Source organism: Pontibacter sp. FD36 (assembly GCF_015686655.1).
Taxonomy (GTDB): domain Bacteria; phylum Bacteroidota; class Bacteroidia; order Cytophagales; family Hymenobacteraceae; genus Pontibacter.
Genome location: NZ_JADPMP010000013.1, coordinates 153,843 through 177,015 on the forward strand (window position 1 = coordinate 153,843; position 23,173 = coordinate 177,015).

24 protein-coding genes are annotated in these 23,173 nt (G+C 49.3%); 10 read left to right on the forward strand and 14 right to left on the reverse strand.

The features are described 5' to 3' along the window. Nucleotides 1-17: 17 nt before the first annotated feature. Nucleotides 18-470, forward strand: coding sequence for a DoxX family protein (locus tag I0P70_RS18460; RefSeq protein ID WP_196120628.1), 453 nt, complete (start codon nt 18-20; stop codon nt 468-470). 116 nt (nt 471-586) lie between these two features. Continuing rightward, nucleotides 587-1,420 (forward strand): 4,5-DOPA dioxygenase extradiol, encoded by an 834-nt coding sequence (gene ygiD, locus I0P70_RS18465; protein WP_196120629.1) that lies wholly within the window; start codon nt 587-589, stop codon nt 1,418-1,420. 79 nt (nt 1,421-1,499) lie between these two features. Here ygiD and I0P70_RS18470 read toward each other — a convergent pair whose 3' ends face one another. Next, a complete protein-coding gene (locus tag I0P70_RS18470) occupies nt 1,500-2,363 on the reverse strand; it encodes an SDR family oxidoreductase (RefSeq protein WP_196120630.1) in 864 nt (287 codons plus the stop codon). Between the two features lie 213 nt (nt 2,364-2,576). On the opposite strand from I0P70_RS18470, the gene I0P70_RS21405 reads away from it, so the two are divergent. The 3 genes from I0P70_RS21405 to I0P70_RS18485 all read left to right on the forward strand — a co-directional run bounded on the left by I0P70_RS21405 (nt 2,577) and on the right by I0P70_RS18485 (nt 3,581). Next, nucleotides 2,577-2,840, forward strand: a complete 264-nt coding sequence (locus I0P70_RS21405; protein ID WP_196120631.1) for a YetF domain-containing protein — start codon at nt 2,577-2,579, stop codon at nt 2,838-2,840. Nucleotides 2,841-2,940: 100 nt separating this feature from the next. Continuing rightward, complete coding sequence (locus tag I0P70_RS18480; RefSeq protein WP_196120632.1) at nt 2,941-3,237, forward strand: hypothetical protein; 297 nt, start codon at nt 2,941-2,943, stop codon at nt 3,235-3,237. After that, a complete protein-coding gene (locus I0P70_RS18485) occupies nt 3,210-3,581 on the forward strand; it encodes a hypothetical protein (protein WP_196120633.1) in 372 nt (123 codons plus the stop codon). The genes I0P70_RS18480 and I0P70_RS18485 overlap by 28 nt, the downstream gene beginning before the upstream one ends. A 30-nt stretch (nt 3,582-3,611) precedes the next feature. Here I0P70_RS18485 and I0P70_RS18490 read toward each other — a convergent pair whose 3' ends face one another. The 5 genes from I0P70_RS18490 to I0P70_RS18510 form a co-directional block, all read right to left on the reverse strand. After that, nucleotides 3,612-4,913, reverse strand: coding sequence for a DUF5690 family protein (locus tag I0P70_RS18490; RefSeq protein WP_196120634.1), 1,302 nt, complete (start codon nt 4,911-4,913; stop codon nt 3,612-3,614). A gap of 159 nt (nt 4,914-5,072) precedes the next feature. Next, nucleotides 5,073-5,483 carry a response regulator gene (locus I0P70_RS18495; RefSeq protein WP_196120635.1) on the reverse strand — a complete coding sequence of 137 codons (411 nt, stop codon included), beginning with the start codon at nt 5,481-5,483 and terminating at the stop codon, nt 5,073-5,075. Between the two features lie 69 nt (nt 5,484-5,552). Beyond that, complete coding sequence (locus I0P70_RS18500) at nt 5,553-5,909, reverse strand: hypothetical protein (protein WP_196120636.1); 357 nt, start codon at nt 5,907-5,909, stop codon at nt 5,553-5,555. A gap of 451 nt (nt 5,910-6,360) precedes the next feature. After that, on the reverse strand, nt 6,361-6,993 hold the full coding sequence (locus tag I0P70_RS18505; RefSeq protein ID WP_196120637.1) for a response regulator transcription factor: 633 nt from the start codon (nt 6,991-6,993) through the stop codon (nt 6,361-6,363). A 40-nt stretch (nt 6,994-7,033) separates the two neighbouring features. After that, entirely contained in the window at nt 7,034-9,703 is a 2,670-nt protein-coding gene (locus I0P70_RS18510) for a PAS domain-containing protein (protein ID WP_196120638.1), read from the reverse strand. Between the two features lie 741 nt (nt 9,704-10,444). Between I0P70_RS18510 and I0P70_RS18515 the strand changes: the two genes are divergently transcribed. Both I0P70_RS18515 and I0P70_RS18520 read left to right on the forward strand, forming a co-directional pair. Continuing rightward, complete coding sequence (locus tag I0P70_RS18515; RefSeq protein ID WP_230392286.1) at nt 10,445-10,936, forward strand: hypothetical protein; 492 nt, start codon at nt 10,445-10,447, stop codon at nt 10,934-10,936. Nucleotides 10,937-11,029: 93 nt separating this feature from the next. Further along, nucleotides 11,030-11,278, forward strand: coding sequence for a hypothetical protein (locus I0P70_RS18520; protein WP_196120640.1), 249 nt, complete (start codon nt 11,030-11,032; stop codon nt 11,276-11,278). A 116-nt stretch (nt 11,279-11,394) separates the two neighbouring features. On the opposite strand, the gene I0P70_RS18525 is transcribed toward I0P70_RS18520, so the two are convergent. The 4 genes from I0P70_RS18525 to I0P70_RS18540 form a co-directional block, all read right to left on the reverse strand. Beyond that, nucleotides 11,395-14,589 (reverse strand): efflux RND transporter permease subunit, encoded by a 3,195-nt coding sequence (locus I0P70_RS18525; RefSeq protein WP_196120641.1) that lies wholly within the window; start codon nt 14,587-14,589, stop codon nt 11,395-11,397. Between the two features lie 35 nt (nt 14,590-14,624). Then, nucleotides 14,625-15,770, reverse strand: a complete 1,146-nt coding sequence (locus I0P70_RS18530) for an efflux RND transporter periplasmic adaptor subunit (protein WP_196120642.1) — start codon at nt 15,768-15,770, stop codon at nt 14,625-14,627. A gap of 18 nt (nt 15,771-15,788) precedes the next feature. Further along, nucleotides 15,789-17,123 (reverse strand): TolC family protein, encoded by a 1,335-nt coding sequence (locus tag I0P70_RS18535; RefSeq protein ID WP_196120643.1) that lies wholly within the window; start codon nt 17,121-17,123, stop codon nt 15,789-15,791. Nucleotides 17,124-17,287: 164 nt separating this feature from the next. Continuing rightward, entirely contained in the window at nt 17,288-17,863 is a 576-nt protein-coding gene (locus tag I0P70_RS18540) for a TetR/AcrR family transcriptional regulator (RefSeq protein ID WP_196120644.1), read from the reverse strand. A gap of 195 nt (nt 17,864-18,058) precedes the next feature. On the opposite strand from I0P70_RS18540, the gene I0P70_RS18545 reads away from it, so the two are divergent. Further along, on the forward strand, nt 18,059-18,526 hold the full coding sequence (locus I0P70_RS18545; RefSeq protein ID WP_196120645.1) for a DoxX family protein: 468 nt from the start codon (nt 18,059-18,061) through the stop codon (nt 18,524-18,526). Here the strand turns inward: I0P70_RS18545 and I0P70_RS18550 are convergent. The 3 genes from I0P70_RS18550 to mug all read right to left on the reverse strand — a co-directional run bounded on the left by I0P70_RS18550 (nt 18,523) and on the right by mug (nt 20,587). Next, nucleotides 18,523-18,957: a hypothetical protein gene (locus tag I0P70_RS18550; RefSeq protein WP_196120646.1), complete on the reverse strand. Its 435-nt coding sequence runs from the start codon at nt 18,955-18,957 to the stop codon at nt 18,523-18,525. The two genes, I0P70_RS18545 and I0P70_RS18550, sit on opposite strands and share 4 nt — an antisense overlap. Before the next feature lie 15 nt (nt 18,958-18,972). Then, nucleotides 18,973-19,878 (reverse strand): cyanophycinase, encoded by a 906-nt coding sequence (locus tag I0P70_RS18555; protein ID WP_196120647.1) that lies wholly within the window; start codon nt 19,876-19,878, stop codon nt 18,973-18,975. A 145-nt stretch (nt 19,879-20,023) separates the two neighbouring features. Further along, on the reverse strand, nt 20,024-20,587 hold the full coding sequence (gene mug / locus I0P70_RS18560; protein ID WP_196120648.1) for a G/U mismatch-specific DNA glycosylase: 564 nt from the start codon (nt 20,585-20,587) through the stop codon (nt 20,024-20,026). 211 nt (nt 20,588-20,798) lie between these two features. Between mug and I0P70_RS18565 the strand changes: the two genes are divergently transcribed. After that, nucleotides 20,799-21,146: a PadR family transcriptional regulator gene (locus I0P70_RS18565; RefSeq protein ID WP_007657775.1), complete on the forward strand. Its 348-nt coding sequence runs from the start codon at nt 20,799-20,801 to the stop codon at nt 21,144-21,146. After that, nucleotides 21,143-21,808 (forward strand): hypothetical protein, encoded by a 666-nt coding sequence (locus tag I0P70_RS18570; protein WP_196120649.1) that lies wholly within the window; start codon nt 21,143-21,145, stop codon nt 21,806-21,808. The genes I0P70_RS18565 and I0P70_RS18570 overlap by 4 nt, the downstream gene beginning before the upstream one ends. Before the next feature lie 105 nt (nt 21,809-21,913). Here the strand turns inward: I0P70_RS18570 and tyrS are convergent, their stop codons facing one another. Then, entirely contained in the window at nt 21,914-23,110 is a 1,197-nt protein-coding gene (tyrS, locus tag I0P70_RS18575; RefSeq protein ID WP_196120650.1) for a tyrosine--tRNA ligase, read from the reverse strand. Between the last annotated feature and the right edge of the window lie 63 nt (nt 23,111-23,173).

A 23,173-nucleotide genomic window follows, 5' to 3' on the forward strand; every position in this document is an offset into this window, starting at 1 on the left:
ATCATTAAGAATCAGCCATGAAAAAGCTATTAAACGTGTACCAGAGCGCCAACAACATTGACGTGGCGCTTCTGATCACCCGTGTAGGCGTAGCAGCCCTGATGCTTGTGCACGGCTGGCCAAAGCTGGAAATGCTTTTCTCGGCCGGTCCGGTTCAGTTTCCGGCCGTCCTGGGTCTTAGCGCAACAACTTCGCTTGCCCTGGCAGTATCCTCCGAAGTGCTTTGCTCCCTGCTGATTCTGATAGGGCTGGGCACCAGGTTGGCCACCATCCCGTTGATCATCACCATGCTGGTAGCCGTGTTTGTGGTACATGGGGCAGACCCCTTTGCCAGGCAGGAACTGGGGCTCCTATACCTGATGCCTTATACCGCCTTACTACTGACCGGCAGCGGCAAGTACTCGCTGGATTATCTGCTCTTGCGAACGGTACTAAAACCAACTTATGTCAGAACTCTTTCATTACAGTAAGCAGAATTTAATGGGTGCTTCCAGGATAAATTCTTCCTAGAAGCACTTTTAAAATAGATCAGGCTGCCATGCAACGGAAACACTTTATTAAAACACTTTTAACAGGAGTAGCAGGTATGACGACATTATCAGCTTTCAATATATTCACAGATAGCCTGGGTGAGCAAGAGCAGCTGATGCCGGTCCTCTTTATGGGCCACGGCTCCCCCATGAACGGTATTCTGGACAACGAATTCAGTCAGAAATGGGCGCAGCTGGCGAAAGATATACCTACACCCAAAGCGGTGCTGGTGATATCGGCCCATTGGCTGAGCAAGGGCACCCGCATCACGGCCATGGACTTCCCAAAGACCATCCATGATTTCGGCGGCTTCCCGCAGGAGCTGTTTGATGTGCAGTACAAAGCACCAGGCAGCCCAGAACTGGCAAGGGAAACGGCTTCCATCATCAAGTCTACCGCTGTGGAAATGGACCACGACTGGGGACTCGACCACGGCGCCTGGACCGTTATCCGGCACATGTACCCCGAGGCCAACATACCGGTGCTGCAGCTCAGCATCGACTATACTAAAGGGCCGCAGTACCATTATGAGTTGTCCAAAGAGCTGGCTGCCCTTCGCAAAAAAGGCGTCCTTATCATGGGCAGTGGTAACATGGTGCACAACCTGCGCATGGTGGCCTGGGATAAACTAAACGAAGCAGAGTATGGCTTTGACTGGGCGGTGCAGATGAACACCACCTTTAAAGACCTCATCCGCAACGGGCAGCACGACAAGCTAATAAAGTACGAGCAGTTGGGCCGTGAAGCCATGCTCGCTATACCTACCCCCGAGCACTACTGGCCTTTGCTCTATACCCTGGGCTTGAAAGGCAGCAAGGATGACGTTTCCTTCTTTAACGACAAAGTAGTGGGCGGTTCCCTGACCATGACCTCGGTGATGATCGGCTAATACCGCATCATGCTACCTTTTCTACTTAAACGACTTAATTATCTTCGCATTCCCGTATTGCGCCTAATCCTTAGCAAATCTATCCTGCTTTCGGTGCATTTTTCAAGGCATCCCCCACTGCAACGGAAAGCGGTGTGGTGGGCCGCCCGATCAGTTTGGAAAGCTGCCGGCTATCATCGAACAGATCGCCTTTCGACACAGAAACATCCCAGCCGGCGATTGCCTTTGCCATTTCCTCAGGTATACCGAAGCTGGCAAGCGCAGCCGCATACTCAGACTCAGGCAAATTCTTGTAAGGGATTTCCCGACCTGCCTGGCGGGATAGTTCCGCAGCAAACTCGCTGAGGTTGAACGCTTCGTCACCGGCTAGTTCATATACCTTGCCTTCATGTCCTTCGCTGGTCAGGACGGCAACCGCCGCCTCGGCATAGTCTTCGCGCGTGGCCGCTGAAATCCTGCCCTCCCCTGCGCTGCCAATAAAAGCACCGCCGGCCAGGGCACCCGGAATGGAGCCCGTATAGTTTTCGGTGTACCAGCCGTTGCGCAGCAGGGTATGCGGAATTCCGGAAGCCTTCAGGGCCTGTTCTGTAGCAAGGTGCTCTTTTGCCAGACTAACGGATGTGTTGTCGGTATGCAGCAAGCTGGTGTAAACGATACGCTGTACGCCATTTTTCTTTGCCGCCTCAATGACGCGCTGGTGTTGTGTGGCACGCTTTCCCACCTCACTTCCTGATATGAGCAGCAGGGTATCTATACCCTCCAGGGCACGATTAAGTGTGTCGGGCTTGTCATAATCAGCTTCACGAGCTTCTATACCCAGGTCGGCTGCCTTATCAGGGGAGCGTACAAGCGCAACCAGGTCATCGGCGGCTGCTTTATCTTTCATTTTAGCTACGACTAGGCGCCCAAGGTGCCCCGTAGCTCCGGTTATTCCTATTTTCATCCTGCTTGCTATTTAAGTTAGACTTTTGATTTGTACGCTGAATCTATAAAATCAGTGTGCCGTTACTTTCGATAATGGCGTGAAGGGAGTTTAGGTTGATGCCTGTGCCGTATACGCTGACGCGGTAACACCTGGCAGGACGATCAAACTAGGGAGAGAACACTAAAGGAAATTATCAGTACCTGTCCTGCACCACTACCCCACCGGGCTAAGGTGCATAGCCTCTTCCTTCTCCTCATCATCAACTTCCTGAGCTATTACCCACCTCTTGTAGAAAAGCGCATATCCTACCCACCACTGCTCGTGGCAAAGGATGGCCAACTACTGCGCCGAAATATGCGCCGTGAGTTTCTGACAGAAGAAGAATTGATGGAGTATTTTCGCAGAGCAGGTATAGAGGATGCAAAGGATGGTAGGGCAGCCCATGTTGAAGCGAATGGGCATATCAGCCTTATCAGAAACAAAAGAAGCAGCTAAAAAGAGTACCTTTGCATAGCTCAGTTGAGCAAAATAAATTTTGAACCCTGAGATACCCACTTCAGTTTGAATTGATGTGGAAGACTATACCTGAATACCTATGAGCGCAAGCAGAAAATGTCCTAACTGCGGTAAATGGTCCCGCTGGAACCAAAACCCCACTGACCGCTGCGAGCACTGTCACAGTGTGCTTGACCCGGTGGCTGTTGCCCGCCAGGAAGCACGTGAGCAACGCCGGCAGGAGGAAGATGAGCGTTTTTCTATAAAAATGATCGAGATAGACCCTAACGAGCCCTGGTATATCCGGTTCTTTAAGAGAATTGGGCTTGGCCTGCAAATCGCCTTCGTCTCCATTATCTCCTTTATCCTATGGCTGATCGCGTTGCTGGCCGGATAAACTGGAGTACCCTTAGCCCGCTGTTCTGGCTTTTGGCAGCGGTATACCTGGTACATGTGGTATGGCGCTGGCTGGAACTGCCGAGAGCCTGGTGGGTGCAGCACTATCTGGACGATCTGCTTTGCCTGCCGCTGGTGCTCACCGTGACTCTTTTCATATTGCGCTTCTTTTATGGTCCCCAGCTGCGCCTCTCCTGGTACCAGGTAGCTTTCACAGTAATTTACTTTTCACTGGCCTTCGAGGTGTTCTTTCCGAAGTTTATGCCCCGCTATACCTCCGATTGGGTAGACGCGGCACTTTACGCGGTAGGTGGCGTAATCTTCTACCGATTTTTGAACAAGTAACAGCGCTGGTGCTTCTTTATAACCAGCAAATCATACTTGAACTGCCTTTGCCTCGCTCACTTCTCTTATCCGCATTTTTTCATACTTCCTCCCGAAATAGACCATGGAAAAAGCGGTTAGCAGAATCCCAATGGCAGATAGCCAGATCACACTGTTGGAGAAGAATGTCACCCAGTTCAGCTGTACCTGCAGGATCTCTTTGCTGAACAACACGCCGACACTTCCTACATAGCCAAATGAATCTGCCAGGTAGATCAGAAAACCTACGTTACCGGTATACTTGAAGGCGGAGATCAGGCGGTCGAAAAAGACGGCGTTGAACGGGATATACACCATGTATAAGCCCAGCCCGACCAGCATCATCCACCAAACCGGGTCCAGTGATTGTGCAGCGAAAAGCGCTGTGGAAATACCGGCGATCGCAAACCCCAACAAGATAAAAACATGCGCCGTTTGCAGAGCCCTGTAGTTGTTTTTGATCAACACCATACTGCCGATCAAAACCAGAATGATCAGCGTAATCGGTGTCTCTGTTTTTGAGAAAATGGCAGGCTGATCAATATACCCCAGCTCGATCCACATTTCTGCGCCAAAGTTATCGCGTATATCCCGGAAGATCGTCGCAAAGCAGTAGATGATGACACAAACAACTATACCGGCCAAAAATTCTTTGATAAAGCGTTTCCGGTCATTCTCTGTCATAGGAGCCCGCTCGGTTCTCATCCTCACATCCTCTTCGCTGGGTGGCGGAATCCTTTCCATCAGGAAAACAAATAGCAAGAGTGGTAGGGCAAACACCAAACCGGTGTAAAATGGCACCCAAAATTCCGATACGCCAAACTGCACCATCAGCCAGGCACCAACAGACTTGACAAAACCAGAGGCGAATATAAAGCTCACTGCTAATGTTGCTCCAATAAAGTCGGTGCTTCTGCGGCCCTCGACATAAGAGAAGACAACACCCCAGAGCATGCCAAGCGGGAAGCCATTGATGAAGAGAAACGCAATATTATAGGGAGCCGGCACCAAGGCAAAAAACAGCCAGCTGAGCCAGGCGATGCCTGTCAGCAGCAGAATCACGGTGCCTCTGCCTGTTCGTCTGAGTTCCGCAATGTACTTGATGCCGTAGAATTTGGCCAGCAGGTAACCCAGCATTTGGCTGATGACCAGGATCGTTTTGTAGCTGTAACCGGCAATCTCAATCCCGTCGAAAGTGGCGACTGTAAACGACTTCCTGAAACCAAAGATCATGGTATAAGCAAAGAATACCACCACTGCAGCATAAAGCCCTACTTTAATCTGGCTACTGTTCTTATTTATGAATGCTGCCATGCCTTTTCCATTATTCCCAGAATAGTGATTTTAACTTCTTAATGGGAATGTAGTCAATAGCGATGAAATTATTGCGTAAGTGGTAAGATTTGTTTTGGTTTTCTGATGATCAGACTTGTCTCAGGTTTTAAGTCACTTGGTTGAGCACTAGATTTCTTCTTACTGCAAATTAGCCAACTCTTCGAGTTCCTCCCGTTGCAGTGGTTTATTAATAAAGCCCTGCACACCGTACTCATACATTTTCTCCAGATCGTTTGGGTGACTGGAAGTCGTTAGCACGATCACAGTTACTTTTTCTTTTATTCTGTCCTCTAGGGAATCAAAAAACTCCATGAACTCCAGTCCATCCATGATGGGCATGTTGATGTCAAGCAGAACAATCAGTGGAATGTCTGACTTGCGTTCGGGGTTATCTTTGCTGAAATGATTCTGGATAATAGCATGGGCTTGCTGCCCATTGAGTGCCACCATTATCTCATCAACAATTCCACTCTTTTTTATGATCAGCGTATTGACATAGTTCGTGGTTTCATCATCGTCCACGAGCAGTATGCAGGGAATCTTATTCATGTTAATTAGTAAGTAAGGCTAGTTTCTACTGTGAGTCTGTTCAGGTACTGTATACCCTGGTACTTGCAGTCAGTCAACTGAAATGTTATCTTCCTTATCATGCAGTTTCAACCACGCGGCAACTTCCTGTTTCGTGCTAAAAAAAAGAAACTCCATTTCAGGATGCTTCCTCATCCACAGGTAGCGCCCGATTCTTTCTCCGAAGCTGTTGGGCTTCGCTATATGAATAAAGCCACTCACTCCCAGGCGCCTCATTCTCAGAAGCCATACCTGTGAGAACCAATCAATGGAATCATCCCATACAGAGATGAGAGCACTGCAGTCATTCATTAAGGTTTCAAAAGGGATTTGCTGTATGAGCGACTCTACCCATATAGCCACTACTTCTATCTGGTGTTTTGTGGTATAGCCATACCACTCCATCACAAGAGCACGCTGTGCTGCGTGTAGGGTAACTTTACTGTAAGTTTTCCCAAATTCATTTACAAAAGTCTTCTCCAGATTGATGGGCAGACCAGTAGGTATTTGATTTAGATTTTCGATAATGTTTTGTTCCGAAAAGCACTAGTTGAATACAATTGTAGTATATAGCTTAACAATGAAACAGGGGGAACAGCTCGCAAATAGACGAACAAGGAGTATTGGTTGCGGGCTACACTTACGCGGCAAACAGGCTACCTGTCACTGGCGCTTATAAAGTGAAAAGCTATACTATATACAAAGGTAGTCTAACCTATACCCGGATTGTTGGGCTGAACCGCTAAAGACGTGTCACGAAAATGGGGATTGCTTTGTCGCATTTTTTACGACAAAGCTTAAGTACCGGCAAGCTGCTGCGAATACTTATGAATGGCAGCCTAAAGTTTTTTCGAGTAGACTAAATGAGTTTGTTCTGAATGCAGTAGCGAATAAGGTCCGTATTGGACGAGAACTTCATTTTTTCGTTTATCCGATTTCGGTACGTATTTACCGTACTCAGCGTCAGACTCAGGTTCTCTGAAATAGATTTCAATGATTCTCCTTCTGCAATCTTGCACATGATCTGAAACTCTCTGTCTGAAAGTGTTTCATGAGAAACCAGCAGTTTATTGTCGCCTACCAGCGTATCTGCCAATAGTTCTGCAAGGGAGGCTGTGATATACTTGCCGCCGTTCCATACCTTCTTTATTGCCATGACCAGTTCTTCTGCAGCACTCTCTTTACATAAGTATCCGGAGGCACCTGCTTTCAGAGACCGCAGGGCATAGGTTTTTTCGGGGTACATACTCAGAATGAGCACTGGCAATTGAGGAAACATGCGCTTCAAGTCGAATAACACATCCAGGCCGCTTTTTACGGGCATGTTGATGTCAAGCACGACAAAGTTTGCTTCGCTCTTTTTAAGCTTTTTCAATACTTCTGCCCCATTGGTGGCTTCCGCTACCACTGTGATATCGGGCTCGTTTCTAAGAACTTTTTTTAGTCCTTCCCGAATCAGCACATAATCGTCCGCGATTAATAAATTAATCATCCTGTCAGGTAAGTTTAAAATGAATGGTTTACAGTTCTATTCAGTTAAAAGGCACTTCAAGAATCAAGCGTGTTCCCTTGTTATGTTTCGATTCTATGGACAAACTCGCGCCAATTCTTTCGGCTCTCTCCTGCATTCCCAGAAGTCCGAAAGTTCGTGTTCCAGATAGTTTGTCATCTTGCAGCCCTTTGCCATTATCTTCAATCGTAAAACAGAAGTGGCTATCCGTCTTCGATATTTGAATGCTAGCCTTGGAAGCTCCGGAGTGCCGCACGATGTTCGTCATAGATTCCTGCATGATCCGGAATACCTCAATGGATTTTTCGTTTTCCAGTTCGACATAGTCCACATAAGAGAGTACATCCATTTGGATGGCGCTACGCTTCTGGAAGTCCTGTGCCTGCGACTCTAGTTCGGATACCAAGCCAAAATTATCCAGCACTGCGGGCCGAAGAGTCGCTACAATCTTTCGTACCGATGCAATCGAGCTATTGATGGTTTTCATCATGGACTGCAACTCTTCTTGCAACAACTCATGCTCCACCTGCCCTTTCGCGAGGGTTTTAAGCAGCAATGTTACATCAATTTTGAGAGCTGTAAAAGCCTGCCCAAGTTCATCGTGCAATTCACGTGAAATATACTTGCGCTCCTCTTCCCGCATTACCTGCAAGTGACGGGTAAGTGCCTGCAGTTGCTCATGCGATTTGGAAAGGGATTCGCTCGTCTTTTTCCGTTCTTTTATGTGCTCTTTCAGCAGTTCATTCGTTTTTTGCAAAGCAGCCGTTCGACTCATCACCCGATCCTCTAAATCGCGGTTATTGTCTTCAAGTTCTGAGTTAGCCAGGTTCAGTTCATGGTTCGTTACCGCTAGTTTTTCAGCCATCGTTTTAGCCTTTTGCTCACTTTCTTCCAGTGCTTTGCGAGCATTCACCTGCTCTGTTACGTCCGTTACCAAGGTATAGAAACCATGTACCACGCCTCCCCTACGATCAGGTATATAGCTCACTTGAATGTGCTTCACAAAGTCTTCCCGGTAGGGCATAGTTGCTTCAAAGTCCAACACTTCTCCGGCCAGGGCCCTCTGTATGTTGGCTTTCACATTGTGATAAGATGGCTCCCCTATTACCTCCCGAACAGTTTTCCCCAGCAACTCCTGCGAGACCACCGGAAACCATTTTTCATAGGCTTTATTTGTGAAGCGATACCGCTCTTCCCGGTCCAGGTAACCAATCAGAACCGGAAGCGAATCGGTGATGAGCTTTAACTGCTGCTCACTTGCCTCCACAGCTATCCTGGACTTCACTTGTTCTGTTACTTCAAGCGCGAATACGACCACACCATCTACCTGTTTCTGGTCATTAATCTTGGCCTGTAGTATAAACCGAAAGTACCTGTCTTCAATTACGCCATCCGCAGGCCGCACAAAAGGTATAAGCAGTTCAGACTCCTCGTGGGTAATGCCTTGTTCATACACTTCTCTGAAACTCTTATAAACAAGATTATGCTCTATCTCAGGCAATGCTTCCAGTATGGGTTTACCCAGCAGTTTCCGTTCCGGAAAGAGCCCTTCATAAACCGGGTTGACTAAGGTATACACCAGTTCTGGTCCTTCGACAATACAAATGGCTGCAGGCGCCTGCATGAATAGATTTCCCAGCCGCTTACGCTGCCTTTCAGCTTCTGCTTCAGCCCGCTGTAGCTCGCGGGTCCGCGTCTTCACACGGCCTTCCAGCTCGCGGTTCAACTCCAGCAGCGATTCAGATTTATGCTCTAACTCCTGCTTTGTCTGAATAAACTCGGTAACATCCAGCGCAAAAATCAGAATGCCATCTACTTCACCTTTCGTATTGTAAATAGCCTGATAAATAAAATTCCAATAGATATTTTCGATCGGTTGATCTTCATAGCGCGCTACCGGAACCAAGACCTCTTTCCCTTCAAAAGTGACACCTGTCTGATAAACATTCCGTATGATTTCCGCAATTGGTTGGCCATCTAGCTCTGGAAGTGCTTCGAATAGTGGCAGCCCTACCAGTTTACGCCCCGGAAACAGCTTTTGGTAACTGTCATTTATCTCTTTGTATACAAAATCAGGGCCTTCCAGTATAGCCAAGGCAGCAGGTGCCTGCTCAAACAAACGCTCCAAACGAAATCGCTGTTGGTCACCAAGTGCAGTGGCCCGTTCTTCCCTCACAAGGCTCTCTGCTAACTTACGCTCCGTAACGATATGATCTGATACGTTGGTGGTTTCATGAAGTATGTAAGCAACTTTACCTAGTTCATCGAAAATGGGAATGTTGATTACGCTCCAGTAACGCTCCAAAAACTGGCCAGGCTGCTGTGGGTCACTAATATCATACTGCTGCAAATCCATCCGGTGGGGTTTGCCCGTCGCCAGTACCTGCTCCAAAGAAGCTCTCAGGTTAATAGAGGCAAACGCATGAGGGGAGCCGGGATTGTCAGGAAAAGCATCGAACAAATACTTGCCTACAATGTCCTCCCGTGACATGAAAATCTCTTTTAAGAGCGCGTCAGTAGCGGCCTCTACCACAAACTGCGGAGAGAGCAGCAGGCTGGAGCCACTCTGGGATTGAAAAATATGGAGGAAGGGTATAGCGTGCACACTTGCGCTTTCTGTTGATGGAGAAAGCACAGCACCAGACTCCGGGCTTGTGCTGCCTGGCAGGTTTTCAAATGGCATATTATTCATAGGTTTTAAACTTGTGCTTTAACTCAGCGCTCGGTTAGGAGAAGTGAGTTAAGCAGTAGGGCATTCGTACTAGTTGCTAAATAGGTAATAACTGAAGTTCAGCTGAGCTGAAAGGAAATCCGCTAATAAATTCCCTTTGAGAGTGGAGGTTGTTCAGACCCATGAAGGGGTCGGTAAGCTGCTGAATATGGATGGGCAAAGGCTTGATGCATAGATTTTCGCTTGGTAAGTTTTCTAAGGCAAAACCTTAAAAAAACACATTAAAATTTTAAGCACTTCGGCTGGTTTCAGGACTGAAGAAACTCAGCAGCAAAACCTATCAACAAGTCAGTTTCAGAAAAAGTGCCTTTAAAATATTTAAACCCTCTTTTTGCTATGTGCCAACTGGTGTATGCTATACCTGCCAAGTAGTTCAAAAATTTATAGAACTTTAGCTTAATCATTAAAAAGGAAAACTTCTCAAAACCTCCCGTAACTACTCATACAGAGCTAGATGCCCTATCAGGAATAAGAAAAAGGATTGCTCGAGTACTATGTAGTAAACAGCATCTGCTTTACTGCCTTGTTGCTAAAAATCTGGTGATTAAGATGTACAACATTTTTTCACAAGTGGATCTTGAGTACCATCCGATATAGACAATTTCCTGAAACCGAACATGATGGTAAAAGCAAAGAATACCATCACTGTCTGAGGGAGTAAACAGCTGTAATTTTGTTAACTTGCAGGCTATAACGCACAGCTTGAATAAGCAACATATCAATTTGAATAAGCAGATCAGAAACCAGATAAAAGCCATTGCGCTTTACCAGATCATCGGTGGTATTTTAGGTATAGCACTCACTGTTTGGGTGCTATTCAGCGGCGAGATGGTGGTAGACCAAATGGCCATGCGCATCGGCCTTTTTGCCAGCGGACTTTACATCTTTTCCATCCTTTGCGGCCGTATGCTTTTCCGCAATCTCCGACGCGGATTGGTGCTCTCCATTATTAACCAAGTACTGCAAGTCGTGTATTTTTCCTTTGGCACCTATGCCTTCCAGTATGTAGCGGGACTTCGTATTGGCGTTGGTGTGGACATGGTAGCAGGCTGGATCTTTAAATTCAGGTTGGCCCTCTCCTCTTTCCACTTTAGCGTCGGCACCGACCTGGGCCAGAAATTCATTGGCGTCAACCTGGTTGCCCTGTTTCTGATCTTCTGGATAGAGCGGTTGATGGAGAAGGTAAAAGAGTAGCGCTATACTTGTATCAGGTATAGGTATAGACGGCAGCAATACAAGATCATTGTAGAGCTTTATTCTTATTTCGACATCAATGAATGAAGTAAAATGAAAATCTATAAAGCTTTATTCTGGATTACACTAATTACTGGTTTTACAATATTCTCAATCGGTGCCTATTTGAAATTCACTAATCAGGTTTCTATAGGGTTGACTGCTGGTAGACTTGGGAATATTCAGCAGGGAACGATAACAGGGTTTAGCGGAATGCTTCTTGGCGTTTTACTGATACTGTTATCAATTTGGACTTATAGAATTTATAGAGAAGAAAAAGAGAAATTTGATAGAATGGAATAAAAGGTTGTTGCCAACAGATATGGGTATAGCTTCAGGCAAAAGCAAAAAGCCCCGACCAAATGGCCGGGGCTTTTCATTTATCAGGATCAAAAATCTTTTGTCCTTTGTCTAAAAACTTACGGATTCACATAAGCAGGATCACCGCCATCATTATCTGGCAGGTCACCGCCTTTAGCGCGAAGCTCGGCCAGACCTTTTTTACCGTAGGCGATCCGGGTGATCACCACGTATAGTACCGGCACCACGAAGATGGCCAGGAAGGTAGCGGCCAGCATACCGCCGATAACTACCCAACCAATAGTCTGGCGCGACACGGCACCTGCACCGGCGGCAAGCGCCAAGGGTACTACACCCAAAATGAAGGCAAGTGAGGTCATGATGATTGGACGCAGACGGAGCTGAACCGCTTCAATCGTAGCTTCAATCAGATCCATACCCCGATCTACACGTTCCTTGGCAAACTCCACGATCAGGATGGCATTTTTAGCTGCCAAACCAATCAATGTGATCATACCGATCTGGGCGTATACGTTGTTGTCCAGTTTAGGCAGTAAGGTGAGCGCCAATATGGCCCCAAACATACCAAGCGGAATAGCAAACAGGATGGAGAACGGCACGGACCAGCTTTCGTATAACGCTGCCAGCAACAGAAGCACCAGCAGGATCGAAAGCGAGAAGATGTAGATGGTGCTCGCACCCGCTGCACGCTCTTCGCGGCTCAGGCCTGTAAACTCGTAGCCATAACCGGCAGGGAGTACCTCGGCGGCTACTTCCTCCAGTGCATCCAGCGCCTGACCACTACTGTAGCCCGGTGCGGCACTACCATTGATATCGACAGAGCGGAAAAGATTGTAGTGCGAAATTACTGCCGCGTTTTCTACTACCCGCGAGGTCACCAGTGCGCTCAGCGGCACGGACTGGCCTTGTCTATTCATCACGTAGTACTGCTTCAGGCTTTCGATGTCCATGCGGTAAGAGGTGTCGGCCTGCGCCACTACCCTGAAGTTACGGCCGTAGCGCGTAAAGTCGTTCACGTAGCGGCTACCCATGTACGTTGACATGGTCGAGTAAATATCAGCGATGTTCACACCGAGTCGCTTCGCTTTTTCGCGGTCCACGTCTATATGGTAACCCGGTGTTTTTGCTGTGAAGAAGCTGTAGGCCATTCCAATCTCAGGACGTGCATTGGCAGCTGCCAGGAACTGTCCCATCACCTGTTCGAGCTCACGCACATCACCGGCCCGGCGCTGCTGCAGCACGAAGGTGAAACCGCCTGACTGCCCCAAACCAGGTATAGCCGGAGGCGCTACAAGGCGTACGCTGGCTTCTTTTATACCTGCAATCTTCTGCTGCACTTCAGCCATCACCCCATTCAGGTGCGAAGCCTCGTCCTTCCGCTGGTCCCATGGCTCCAGCTGCACAAAGAAGGTACCGCTGTTTGACTTGAAAGAGAAGTTAATCGCATTCAGACCAGCAATGGAGGTATAGTTTCGAATCGCTTCCACAGAACCCAGCTGATTACCAATCTCCTCGAGTATCTCTGAAGTCCGGCTCATGGAGGCGCCTTCCGGCAGCTCCACCGACACGAACATACGACCCTCATCTTCTGTAGGTATAAAGCCGGTTGGTTTGGTGGCAAACAGTCCGAAAGTACCCACATAGATACAGATCAGGATGATCAGCACCAGCGGTGTCGCTTTGATGCTCTTGCGGACGCCTACCGAATAACGCTCGGTGGTGCGGGCAAACCAATTGTTGAAGTTGTAGAAGAATTTGTTGATGCCGCGTGAGTCCTTGTTCACATTCATCGGCTTGAGCATCAGCGAGCAAAGTGCCGGCGTGAGGGTAAGAGCCACAAAGGCGGAGATCAACACAGAGATCGCAATCGTGATCGCGAACTGCTGGTACAATCTACCTACGATACCAGGTATAAAGCCCACAGGTATAAATACCGCCGCCAGGATCAGACCAATGGCAATAACCGGCGCCGTGATATCTTTCATGGCCTTGCGGGTGGCTTCTTTGGCAGAGAGCTTTTCATGGTCGATATAATGCTGCACGGCTTCCACCACCACGATGGCGTCATCCACCACAATACCAATCGAGAGCACGAAACCGAAGAGTGTGAGCGTGTTGATGGTAAAGCCCAGCGGGATGAAGAACACGAAAGTACCGATAATGGACACAGGTATAGCCAGGATCGGCACCAGGGTCGCGCGCCAGCTCTGCAGGAACAGGAAGACCACCAGGATCACGAGGATCAGGGCCTCTACCAGCGTTTTCACCACCTCGTTGATCGACACCTGCACTACTGATACCGTTTCGAACGAAACGATATAATCTACGTCAGCCGGGAAAGAGGCCTTCAACTCGTCCAGCGCAGCGTAGATGCCTTCGGCGGTCTCGAGGGCGTTACTGCCCGGTGCCTGGTACAGGAGCATCATCGTAGCCGGGTTACCGTTGATCTTGGACTGGCGGCCATAGTCAAAGCGGCCAAACTCGATGCGGGCCACGTCGCGCAGGTATACCACCGAACCGTCCGTCTGGTTGGTGCGCACGATGATGTCACCAAACTCCTCCTGCGTCTGCAGTCGGCCAGTTACCGTGATCGGGTACTGGAATGCCTGGGTATTGTACTGCGGTGCACCGCCTACCGTACCGGCAGCCACCTGCAGGTTTTGCTCCTGTATAGCCGCTGTGATCTCGTTGGCCCCAATGTTATACTGCGCCAGCTTGTCCGGCTGCAGCCAAAGACGCATACTGAAATCCTGCCCGATGGAGGTGATATCGCCCACTCCACTCACACGCATCAGGGCATCCTTGATGTAAATGTTAGTGTAGTTGTCGAGGAACTGGATATCGTGGGTGCGGTTCGGCGAGTAGATACCGATTACCATCATAATACTCGGGTTACGCTTACGCACCGTCACGCCCAGTCGTCTTACTTCTTCTGGCAAGGTCGGCTGCGCAATGCTGGCCCGGTTTTGCACGTCGAGCGTCGCAATGTCGATGTCGGTGCCCACCTCAAAGGTAACCGACATGTTCATCTGGCCGGTACTCGTGTTGGTAGAGGTGATGTAAGCCATACCTGGTGTACCGTTGATCTGTGTCTCCACCGGCGTGGCCACCGACTGCTCTACCGTCAGGGCGTCAGAGCCGGTATAGTTAGCCGATACCGATACGGTAGGCGGCGAAATATCCGGGTACTGCGTGACAGGCAAATTCATCATGGCCAGCAATCCCACCAGCACGATCACAATCGAGATCACCATGGCGGTGACGGGCCTTCTTATAAATACTTCTGAAATCATCTTGCTTGTTAATCTTCTGAAAGACCTATCTCTGTTTATCTGGCGGCACCCGCCTGTGGCTGGCCCTGCTCAGGACCTTCGAGCTGTACTTTGGCTCCCTGGCGCAAACGCTGTATACCTTCGGTCACAATCTGCTGCCCTTGCTGCAGGCCTTCTCGCACGACAATGTTGCCGTTCACGCGTGTTCCCAGCTGCACGTTCTGCTGCACCACGGAGTCGCCCTGCACCACATACACATAGTACTCACCCAACTGCTCTGTCACGGCCTTAAAAGGGATCACAATCTGGTCGCCCAGGTCCTGGTTAAGCACGTCCAGGCTCACAGTCATCCCTGGTATCAGTCTTTCGTCGGGGTTCGGGAACTGCACACGCACGGTGGTAGTACCTGACTGGCGGCCAATGGCTCTGTCGATGGCGACCAGTTTGCCATTGTGCTCGTACTGCTCACCGTTATTAAAGCGAATCGTGAAAAGTGAATCCGGTTGGTTGCCTTGACGCAGGTTGCTAAAACGACCAAGCTCGGCTTCGTTGATCACAAAGTCAACTGCGATCGGGTCAGATGACGACACCGTGTTCAGCAAAGGCTGGCCCGGCGATACCTGCGCTCCTACCCTGACCTGCGAAATGCCGATCACACCGCTGAATGGCGCTGTGATGGTCGAATAACTCAGATCCGTGCCTGCGCTGCTCACCTGGGCCTGCGCCGCTGACACCTGTGCACGGGCGGTCTGCACTTCGGTGCGGGCGTAGTCTACCTGCTGCCTGGCAATGGCGTCACGTTCGGCCAGTCGCTCGTAACGCTCCAGGTCCTTCTCGGCGCGGGCCAGGTTGGCTTTGGCGCTCTGCAGACTGGCCTGCGCCTGCTGTATACCTGCCTGGTATTTGTTCTGGTCTATCTCGTAAAGTTTCTGCCCCTTTTTGACACGCTGTCCGTCCTGCACAAAAATATTGGTGATATACCCTGATACTTGCGGACGCAGCTCTACTTCCTGCAGCGGCACCACCCTGGCCGGGTATGTATCGCGGCCGGTTACGCTTTGCTGCTTTACCTGAATCGTGTTCACCGGAACGGCCATGGCTGCAGGGTTCATCTGCTGCTGTCCGGCATCGTCACCGCCGCAAGACACAAGCATAGTCGGGCTGATGATGGCTGCGAACAGCCAGGTGTATTTATTTTTCATTATTCTGTTTCTCTGATTTTATCGGTTGATGTCTATGTTTCCAAGGGCTCGCTGCAGGTCTAGTTTGCTGGAGAGCACGCCGTAAAGGGCATTGTAGTAGTTGAGTTGCGTGGTGCGCAGTTCTGTCTCGGCCACAATCAAGTCCACGTAGGCTTTCACGCCCTCGTCGTACTGCAGCTTGATGATCTCGTACACCTCTTCGGCCATTTCCAGGTTCGACTGTACGGTGCGCCACTCTGTGTAATCGCCCTTGTAATTGGCAAGAGCCGTCTGGTATTCGGTGTTGATGGCCCGGCGAGCGTCTTCGATTTGCACATCCAGGCGGTCTTCCTGCAGCTGTGCAATCTTGAGGTTCTGCAGCCTTCTGGTACCCTGGAAAATAGGTAGCGCTACCTGCAGACCAACCGACGAATTAGGGAAATGCTGGTCGTAGAGGTTGGCGAACTCGTTGTTGAAGTACAGGAGGTTGTAATTGGCGAAAGCAGAAACAGTTGGCAGGAAGCTCCAACGATTAAAAGCCGTGTTCAGCTTCAGAAGTTCGCGCTGCGTCTGCAACTGCTGCAGTTCCACCCTTTTGTCGAAGGCGATCAGTTCGGTAGTATCTACCTGTACTTCCTGCTCCATGCGGGCATACTGGTAGGTCAGGTTCAGCTCCTGCTCCACCGGATAGCCCATCAGCTGTTTCAGATAGGCTACGCTGGCTTTGATATTCTCCTGCACCCGCTTGCGGTCTGACCGGATGTTGGCCAGTGTGATGGCGGCACGCTGGTAGTCCGTTTTATCAACCAGACCAACCTCGTAGCGGCTGCGGGCGTCGTTGAACTGCTTTTCCTGGCGCGAAATGTTCTGATCCAGAATGCGCAACTGTTCCTGCGTGAGCAGCACATTGTAGAACGCCTTGCTCACTTCTACCACTGTATTGATGCGGGTATCGGTTACCTGCTGATCCAGCAACAGTTTTCTGGAGCGGGATGCCCTGGAGGCGAGCAGCAGGTTGTTGTCAAAAATGTTCTGTGTGGCCTGCAGCGCCAGGTTGGAGTTGTATTTCTGTCCGAAGGTGATGATCTCCCCTCCGATTGGCTGCTGGGGTCTTTTGATGTTGTAAGTGCTCCCGAAGTTGGCATTGATCTGCGGAAACCAGCCCGAAAGACTGGCTCTGATCTCCCGCTCACCGATCTGCTCATCGATCAGTGCCTGCTCCATCGCCGCCCGGTTTTCCAGCGCATAGCCTACGCATTGCTCCAGGGTCAGGCTGTCCGTCGCGGCTATACCTGTCTTGTCCTGCGCCATCAGGGCGCCCGGAACCAGCAGGCAGGCAATCAGCAGTTGTTTAAAATAGGTAGTTAATTTCATGTATAATTTTGGTGTTCAGCATTTTGATTGAGTATTAAACGTGCAGGTGCAGTAACTGATGGTACCGTACCCACTTTAGTTTTTTCTTTCTTATTTCATTCAGGCGCTTATTGTTATTGTTTAAACATCAGTGTAATGGTAATTTTATTTGCTAAAGTTGGCGGCTAACGGTCAAAGGCGATGCCGTCCCAAATAAGCTGCAGTATCTGTTCGAGCTCTTTTCTGTCCAGATGGAGTCGGCCGCTGCCTGTCAGCTTGGCCATAGAGAGTACACTGCTGTGGGTGAGCGTAGCCAGTATCTTAGGACTCACTTCTTTTAGCAATCCTTCCTGTATGCCCCGCTCAAAAAAGGCGAAAAGCAAGGTATAGAACTTGTCTTCTTCAAGCGGTGGCCTGGCAGCGCTGTAAGGAGAGTTGACAAACTGCTCGAAGAACCTGAGCAGGTTCTGATTGTTTTGGTAAAAGGTATAGAGTCCACCCCAGAGGTTGAAAAAGCAGTCTTTGAAAGGTATAGCGGCACAGGTTTCCTGCTCCACCACTGCAATAACCTGCTGCTGTGCGTAGTCAAACAGTTCGGTGATGAGCTGCTCTTTGCTCTCGAAGTAATGGTAAATGGTACCCGCAGCCACACCGGCGTGCTTGGCGACCATACTCATCGGCGTACCATGAAAGCCCTTGTCGCGAACCAGCTCCATCGTACTTATGAATATGGCTTTCTTCTTGTCTGCAATCGGCTCCATTCAAATCCCCTATTAATCCCAATTGAATGTTCATTCGGTCTGCAAAGCTACGTTTGTAGCTACAATTGTGAAAGTTGTTCCGCCAAAAAACTGAATTTTCTGGTCAAACGACTTTAAAAGCATGGCAAATAAACGGGATAGCAGCCGTGAACGTAAATATAGATATAGCGCTCTTTTCACTTAAACCCCTCTGCCATGGCACTCGCACATGAACTCCACCACACCCCTCGCGTCAACAGCGCCAACAACCCAGTCTGGATGGATGCCCTGAGAATTCTGCTAGGACTGTTCCTGTTTGTCAAAGGCCTGCTCTTCCTGGAGCATACCACGGATGTGTTCTACATCTTCAGTTCCAGCCAGGATGTTCTCTCTGCCGGTAAGGCCCATTTCCTCACTAGCATGGTACACATAGTAGGCGGTTTGATGATCGCTTTTGGGATGCTCACGCGATTGGCTCTGCTCTGTCAGATCCCAATCCTGGTCGGTGCGCTGCTGATCGTGAACCCACAACGCGGTGGCATTAGTCTGGGTAACACCGAGTTAATTTTGTCCCTGACTGTCACAGCCCTGCTCCTCTTCTTCATGGTGAAAGGCCCGGGCCGCTACTCCGTTGATAACAAGGTACTGCGACAAAGGCAACCGGAAGAAGATCAGGATGTTTAAGCGGCTTGATCTTCATCAGTACTAAAAAGCCACTCCAGCGCATCTTCTTTAAAGATAAAATCGCGGGACTCGCAGGGCAAAGGGTATTTGGAGGCTATTTCGTAGATGGTCTCGATCGAGATCTGCTGAAAAATATCGGAGCCCATGATGTTGGCGACGCGCTTTAGCTTGCTGTGATGCAGTATTTGGGCAGCGTGTGTGGCAATCCAGGTCTGGTCCTGCAGGGAGGGTGGCAACATGCGGGTATAGTCTGCAAGTATAAGCTCTATCTCCTTTTCAACTATAAACTGGCAGGCAAAGTGCATGGCTTCCCGAAGTGGTCCGCTCGGGATGTTGCCCCGCCACTCGTTCCAAATCATTTTCGTTTCGGGGCAGTGCCGTATGGTAACGAACTCCCGTTCATGCGCCTTTTCAAAATTTTGTAGATTCATGCACCATGCTGCTTATTATGCTCTATCGTTTATATCTTCATTGAAAGCAGGAATCGTATAGGTTTTACCATTGCCCAGCAGGTGCATCTTCAGGTCGTAGATTGTAAAGGGATCACCTGATTCAATTTCGTAAATATTGGTGCTGCTAATGTCCATGCCATCCAGAATGGTAACCAGTCCGCTGCCTACCACCTCTATCTCCATACCCTTTTTTACAAGTATGGCCGTGTCTTCTTCCAAACCAATACCGATACAACCCGGGTTCTGGGCCACCGCCTGTGCCATGCGTATAATGCGGCCGCGGTCTATAAAATGCGTATCGATCGCGACATTCTTGAGCAGGTCGAGTCCGGCGGTAGCACTCATTTGATCTTTCAGCATACCGCCCTGCGCCTCGCCTTTGTAGATCATGTTGGTCGACATAGCCGAAGCGCCTGCACTGGAACCGGCCACCACGAGCTTTTCATTCATGTACCGCTCCTTGATGCGTTCCATAAAGGGGCTGCCGCCGAGGATGGAAGTCAGCCGGAGCTGGTCGCCCCCGGTTAGCATGATGCCGGCCGCTTTGTCAATTTGTTTTATTTTCTCGGGGTCTTTGGCTTCGTCGCGGGTCCTGACATCCACTACCTTGACAGTATTAACTCCCAATTCTCTAAATAACTTTACATACTCCTTTGCAATCGGTTCAGGTTCACTGGAGGCAGCTGGCACCACTAACACTAACGGATCTTTTCCCTGCAGTTCTTTTACAAATCGCTTCAGTATTTGCTCACTTATAAAACTGGAGTTTTCGTCCTGCGATTCTGGACGCTCTTCTTCGCTCTTGCTTTCTTTGCCGCCTATGGCCAGCAGTGTACCCTTAGGTATAGGAAAGCCCAGCTGCCGGGCCTTCTTTTCTATAGATTTACTTTTTGCTGCCATTCAAACTACCCTTAAAATACTGCTGATCAATGATATACTATATACTACCGGTTGGCGTATAAGTTGGGGCTTTAGCGGGGCATTTTGCGCAGTACCGCGCGACTGAAATACTACCTGTTTTGCTAAGTAATCAGAACAGGATTTTCTATGTCATCCCATCGATAAACACCCTCAGCTCCTGGTATACCTGTGCCAGCTTTTGTGGCGGGAAATGCGCATTCAGACCACTGGGATTAGGCAGCAACCACAGCCTGGTGTTCCCGATGGTCTGCTCCTGCATACCTATACCTGCATTTGCTTTCCCGAAGGCCACACGGTAGGCAGATATACCCAGCAAGGCCAGCACCTGCGGCTGATACGCGATCACTTTCTCCACCAGTTTGATCCCGCCTTTTACCAGCTCCACGGCTGATAACTCAGCGGCATTGGCTGTTGCCCTATCCACGATGTTGGTGATCCCGAAGCCAAGGTCTAGCAGGTTGTTTTCTTCTTCGGGCAGGTATAGCCGGGGCGTAAAACCGGCGGCATGCAGGGTTGGCCAGAAGCGGTTGCCCGGGCGGGCGAAGTTATGCCCTACCACAGCCGTGTAAAGCCCCGGGTTGATACCGCAGAAAAGGACTTTGAGGTTGGGCGCAATGATATCAGGCAAGGTTCTCCCATTAGCCGCCGCCAGCTCTTCTTTGGTAGGTCTTCGTTTTTGAGGTTGCATACCTTTGCTTTACTGGGGCTGGGTAATTGCGGTTATAATTTGGTTGGCGGTGCAGTCAATAAAAGCTGAAGATGCAACGGCTTAATGATCTAGGTCTTTTGATTTAGTAACAAGGAATTTTGGCATTATAGGAATTACCATCTCCATAATTTTTTATCAAAAAAATTAATACCTAACTTTCTTATGCAAAACATTCTTATATATTTGCAGTATGAAAAACAGTTCACTTTATAAAGGCAGTCTCTCGACCATCATCCTAAAGCTGTTGGAGGAGAACGACAGGATGTATGGGTACGAAATAACTCAGAAAGTTAAGGAGCTGACAGCCGGAGAACTTAATATTACCGAAGGCGCTCTATACCCCTCGCTCCACAAACTCGAGGCCGAAGGGCTGCTGCAGGCGGAGATGGTACATATCGGCAACCGGATGCGGAAATACTATAAGTTGACAGAGGCAGGTAAAAAAGAAACAGCGGATAAGCTGGCCGAGCTGAAAGGCTTTATAGAGCAAATGCAGTTGATCATGAACACGAACTTAGCCAATCCCTCAAAAGCATGAAAAAGGAACTGACAGCCACAGACATCGAAAAACTGTATGCCTTCTTACAGAAGAAGTTTGTAGATACTTATGATATCCAAACGGAGCTGGTCGACCACCTTGCATCTGACATCGAGAAACAATGGGAAGAAAATCCTGAGCTGACGCTCGACGAGGCGATTCAGAAGGTATACAAGAGTTTTGGCATTTTCGGCTTTACGGATGTGTACGAAAAGCGGGTAGCCGCCATTCAAAAAGAGCATATGCTGCTGTGGCTACGGACTTTCTTAGGCTTTTTTAAACTGCCTTACCTCCTGCTTTCGCTTGCACTTTTCGTCGGTTTCCAATTGGCGCTCACCTCACTCGATCCGGCCATGGTAAAACTGGTCAGCTTGGGAGTTCTCACGGCTGCCATTCTGTATTTTGCAGTAAAAGAGTTCGTTTACCTAAGAAGGAACTTACAAAAAAAGCTGTCAATCATGCAGTATACCTATGGGTTTATGCCGCTGCTTTACTTCCCCATGTACCTGAACTATATGGTCTTAGAAAAACTGATCCCGGAAGCTATCTGGCCATATGCCCTGCATATCACCATCTCTTTCATCCTAACCATTGCCTATATCGACACAATAGATAAGATCAAGCAGAGAGCCCAAAAGATATACCCTGCTGCCTTTGCTTAAGCTATGCGCAAGTAAGGGAATCAATCTACAGCGCTATACCTGTAGCAAAAGGACGCCACGCAATCTATACCTTGCGTGGCGTTTGCTTTTTCACGCTCCTCTACCTTACACCAACTCAAAGTAATGCCGCTTGCCCAGCTTGATTTTCGTGGCAGTCTCCAGCTTTATCTTCTCTTGCGCACCAAGCACCTTTTCGTCATTTACCGTTACACCTCCCCCTTCGATCAGCCTTTTCAGGTTGGCCTTGCTCTCGTTTTGGAGTAACAGTTTACAAAGGTCAATCACCGTTACTTCGCTTTCTATACCTTCTAGCTCTTGCAGGCTCACCGGCGTGAAGTTCTTCTCCTGGAAAGTTTTGCTCTGAAAGCGCTGCGCAAAAAACTCCTGCGCCTTCATAGCTTCCGCCTCGTTGTGGTACTGGCCGATCACGTTTAGGGCGATGGCTTTTTTGAGCGTCATCGGGTTCTCTCCCTGCGCCAGTTTCTCCAGCCATTCCTGCTTTTCGGCCTGGCTGAAATCCGTTACCAGTTGCAGGTAGTCGGGTAGCAGCGTGTCAGGTATAGACATGATCTTGCCGAACATCTCGTTTGGTTCGTCTGTCAGCCCGATGATGTTGTTGAGCGACTTGCTCATCTTCTCGTGCCCGTCGGTACCGCGCAGCAAAGGCATGCACATCACAATCTGTGGAGACATTCCTTCTGTTTCTTGCAGCTGCCGTCCCATGGTGCAGTTAAAGAGCTGGTCAGTGCCGCCCATTTCTATATCGGCCTGTATCTTCACCGAGTCGAAACCCTGCATGATCGGGTAGAAAAGTTCGTGCATGGCAATGGGCGTGTTCTCCTGGAAACGCTTGCTGAAGTCGGTGCGGTGCATGATCTGCGCCACCGTCACTTTCGAGAGGAGTTGTATCATTTCGGATAGCTGCAATGTGTCGAGCCAGTCGGAGTTGTACACGATCTCGCAGCGGCTCACGTCCAGGATTTTGGAAAGCTGATTCACGTAAGTCTGTGCATTGACCGCCACATCCTCTTTGCTTAATGGCGGTCGTGACTTGTTCTTGCCGGTAGGGTCGCCGATCCGGGCTGTAAAGCTGCCGATCACGATCACGATGCGGTGGCCCAGGTCCTGGAACTGCTTCAGCTTCTTCAGCACGATGGCGTGCCCCAGGTGCAGATCAGGCGCCGTTGGGTCAAAACCCAGTTTAATAACCAGTTTGCGGTTCTCCCGCTCAGCCTGCTCCAGCTTTTGCTCCAGGCCGTTTTCTGGCAGAAAAATCTCTACGTTCTCTTTTAATGCGTTCATTTTTTGGGATGATTTTAAAATTTCGGACATAAAAAAAGCCCAGGCGGATGCCTGGGCTCATGG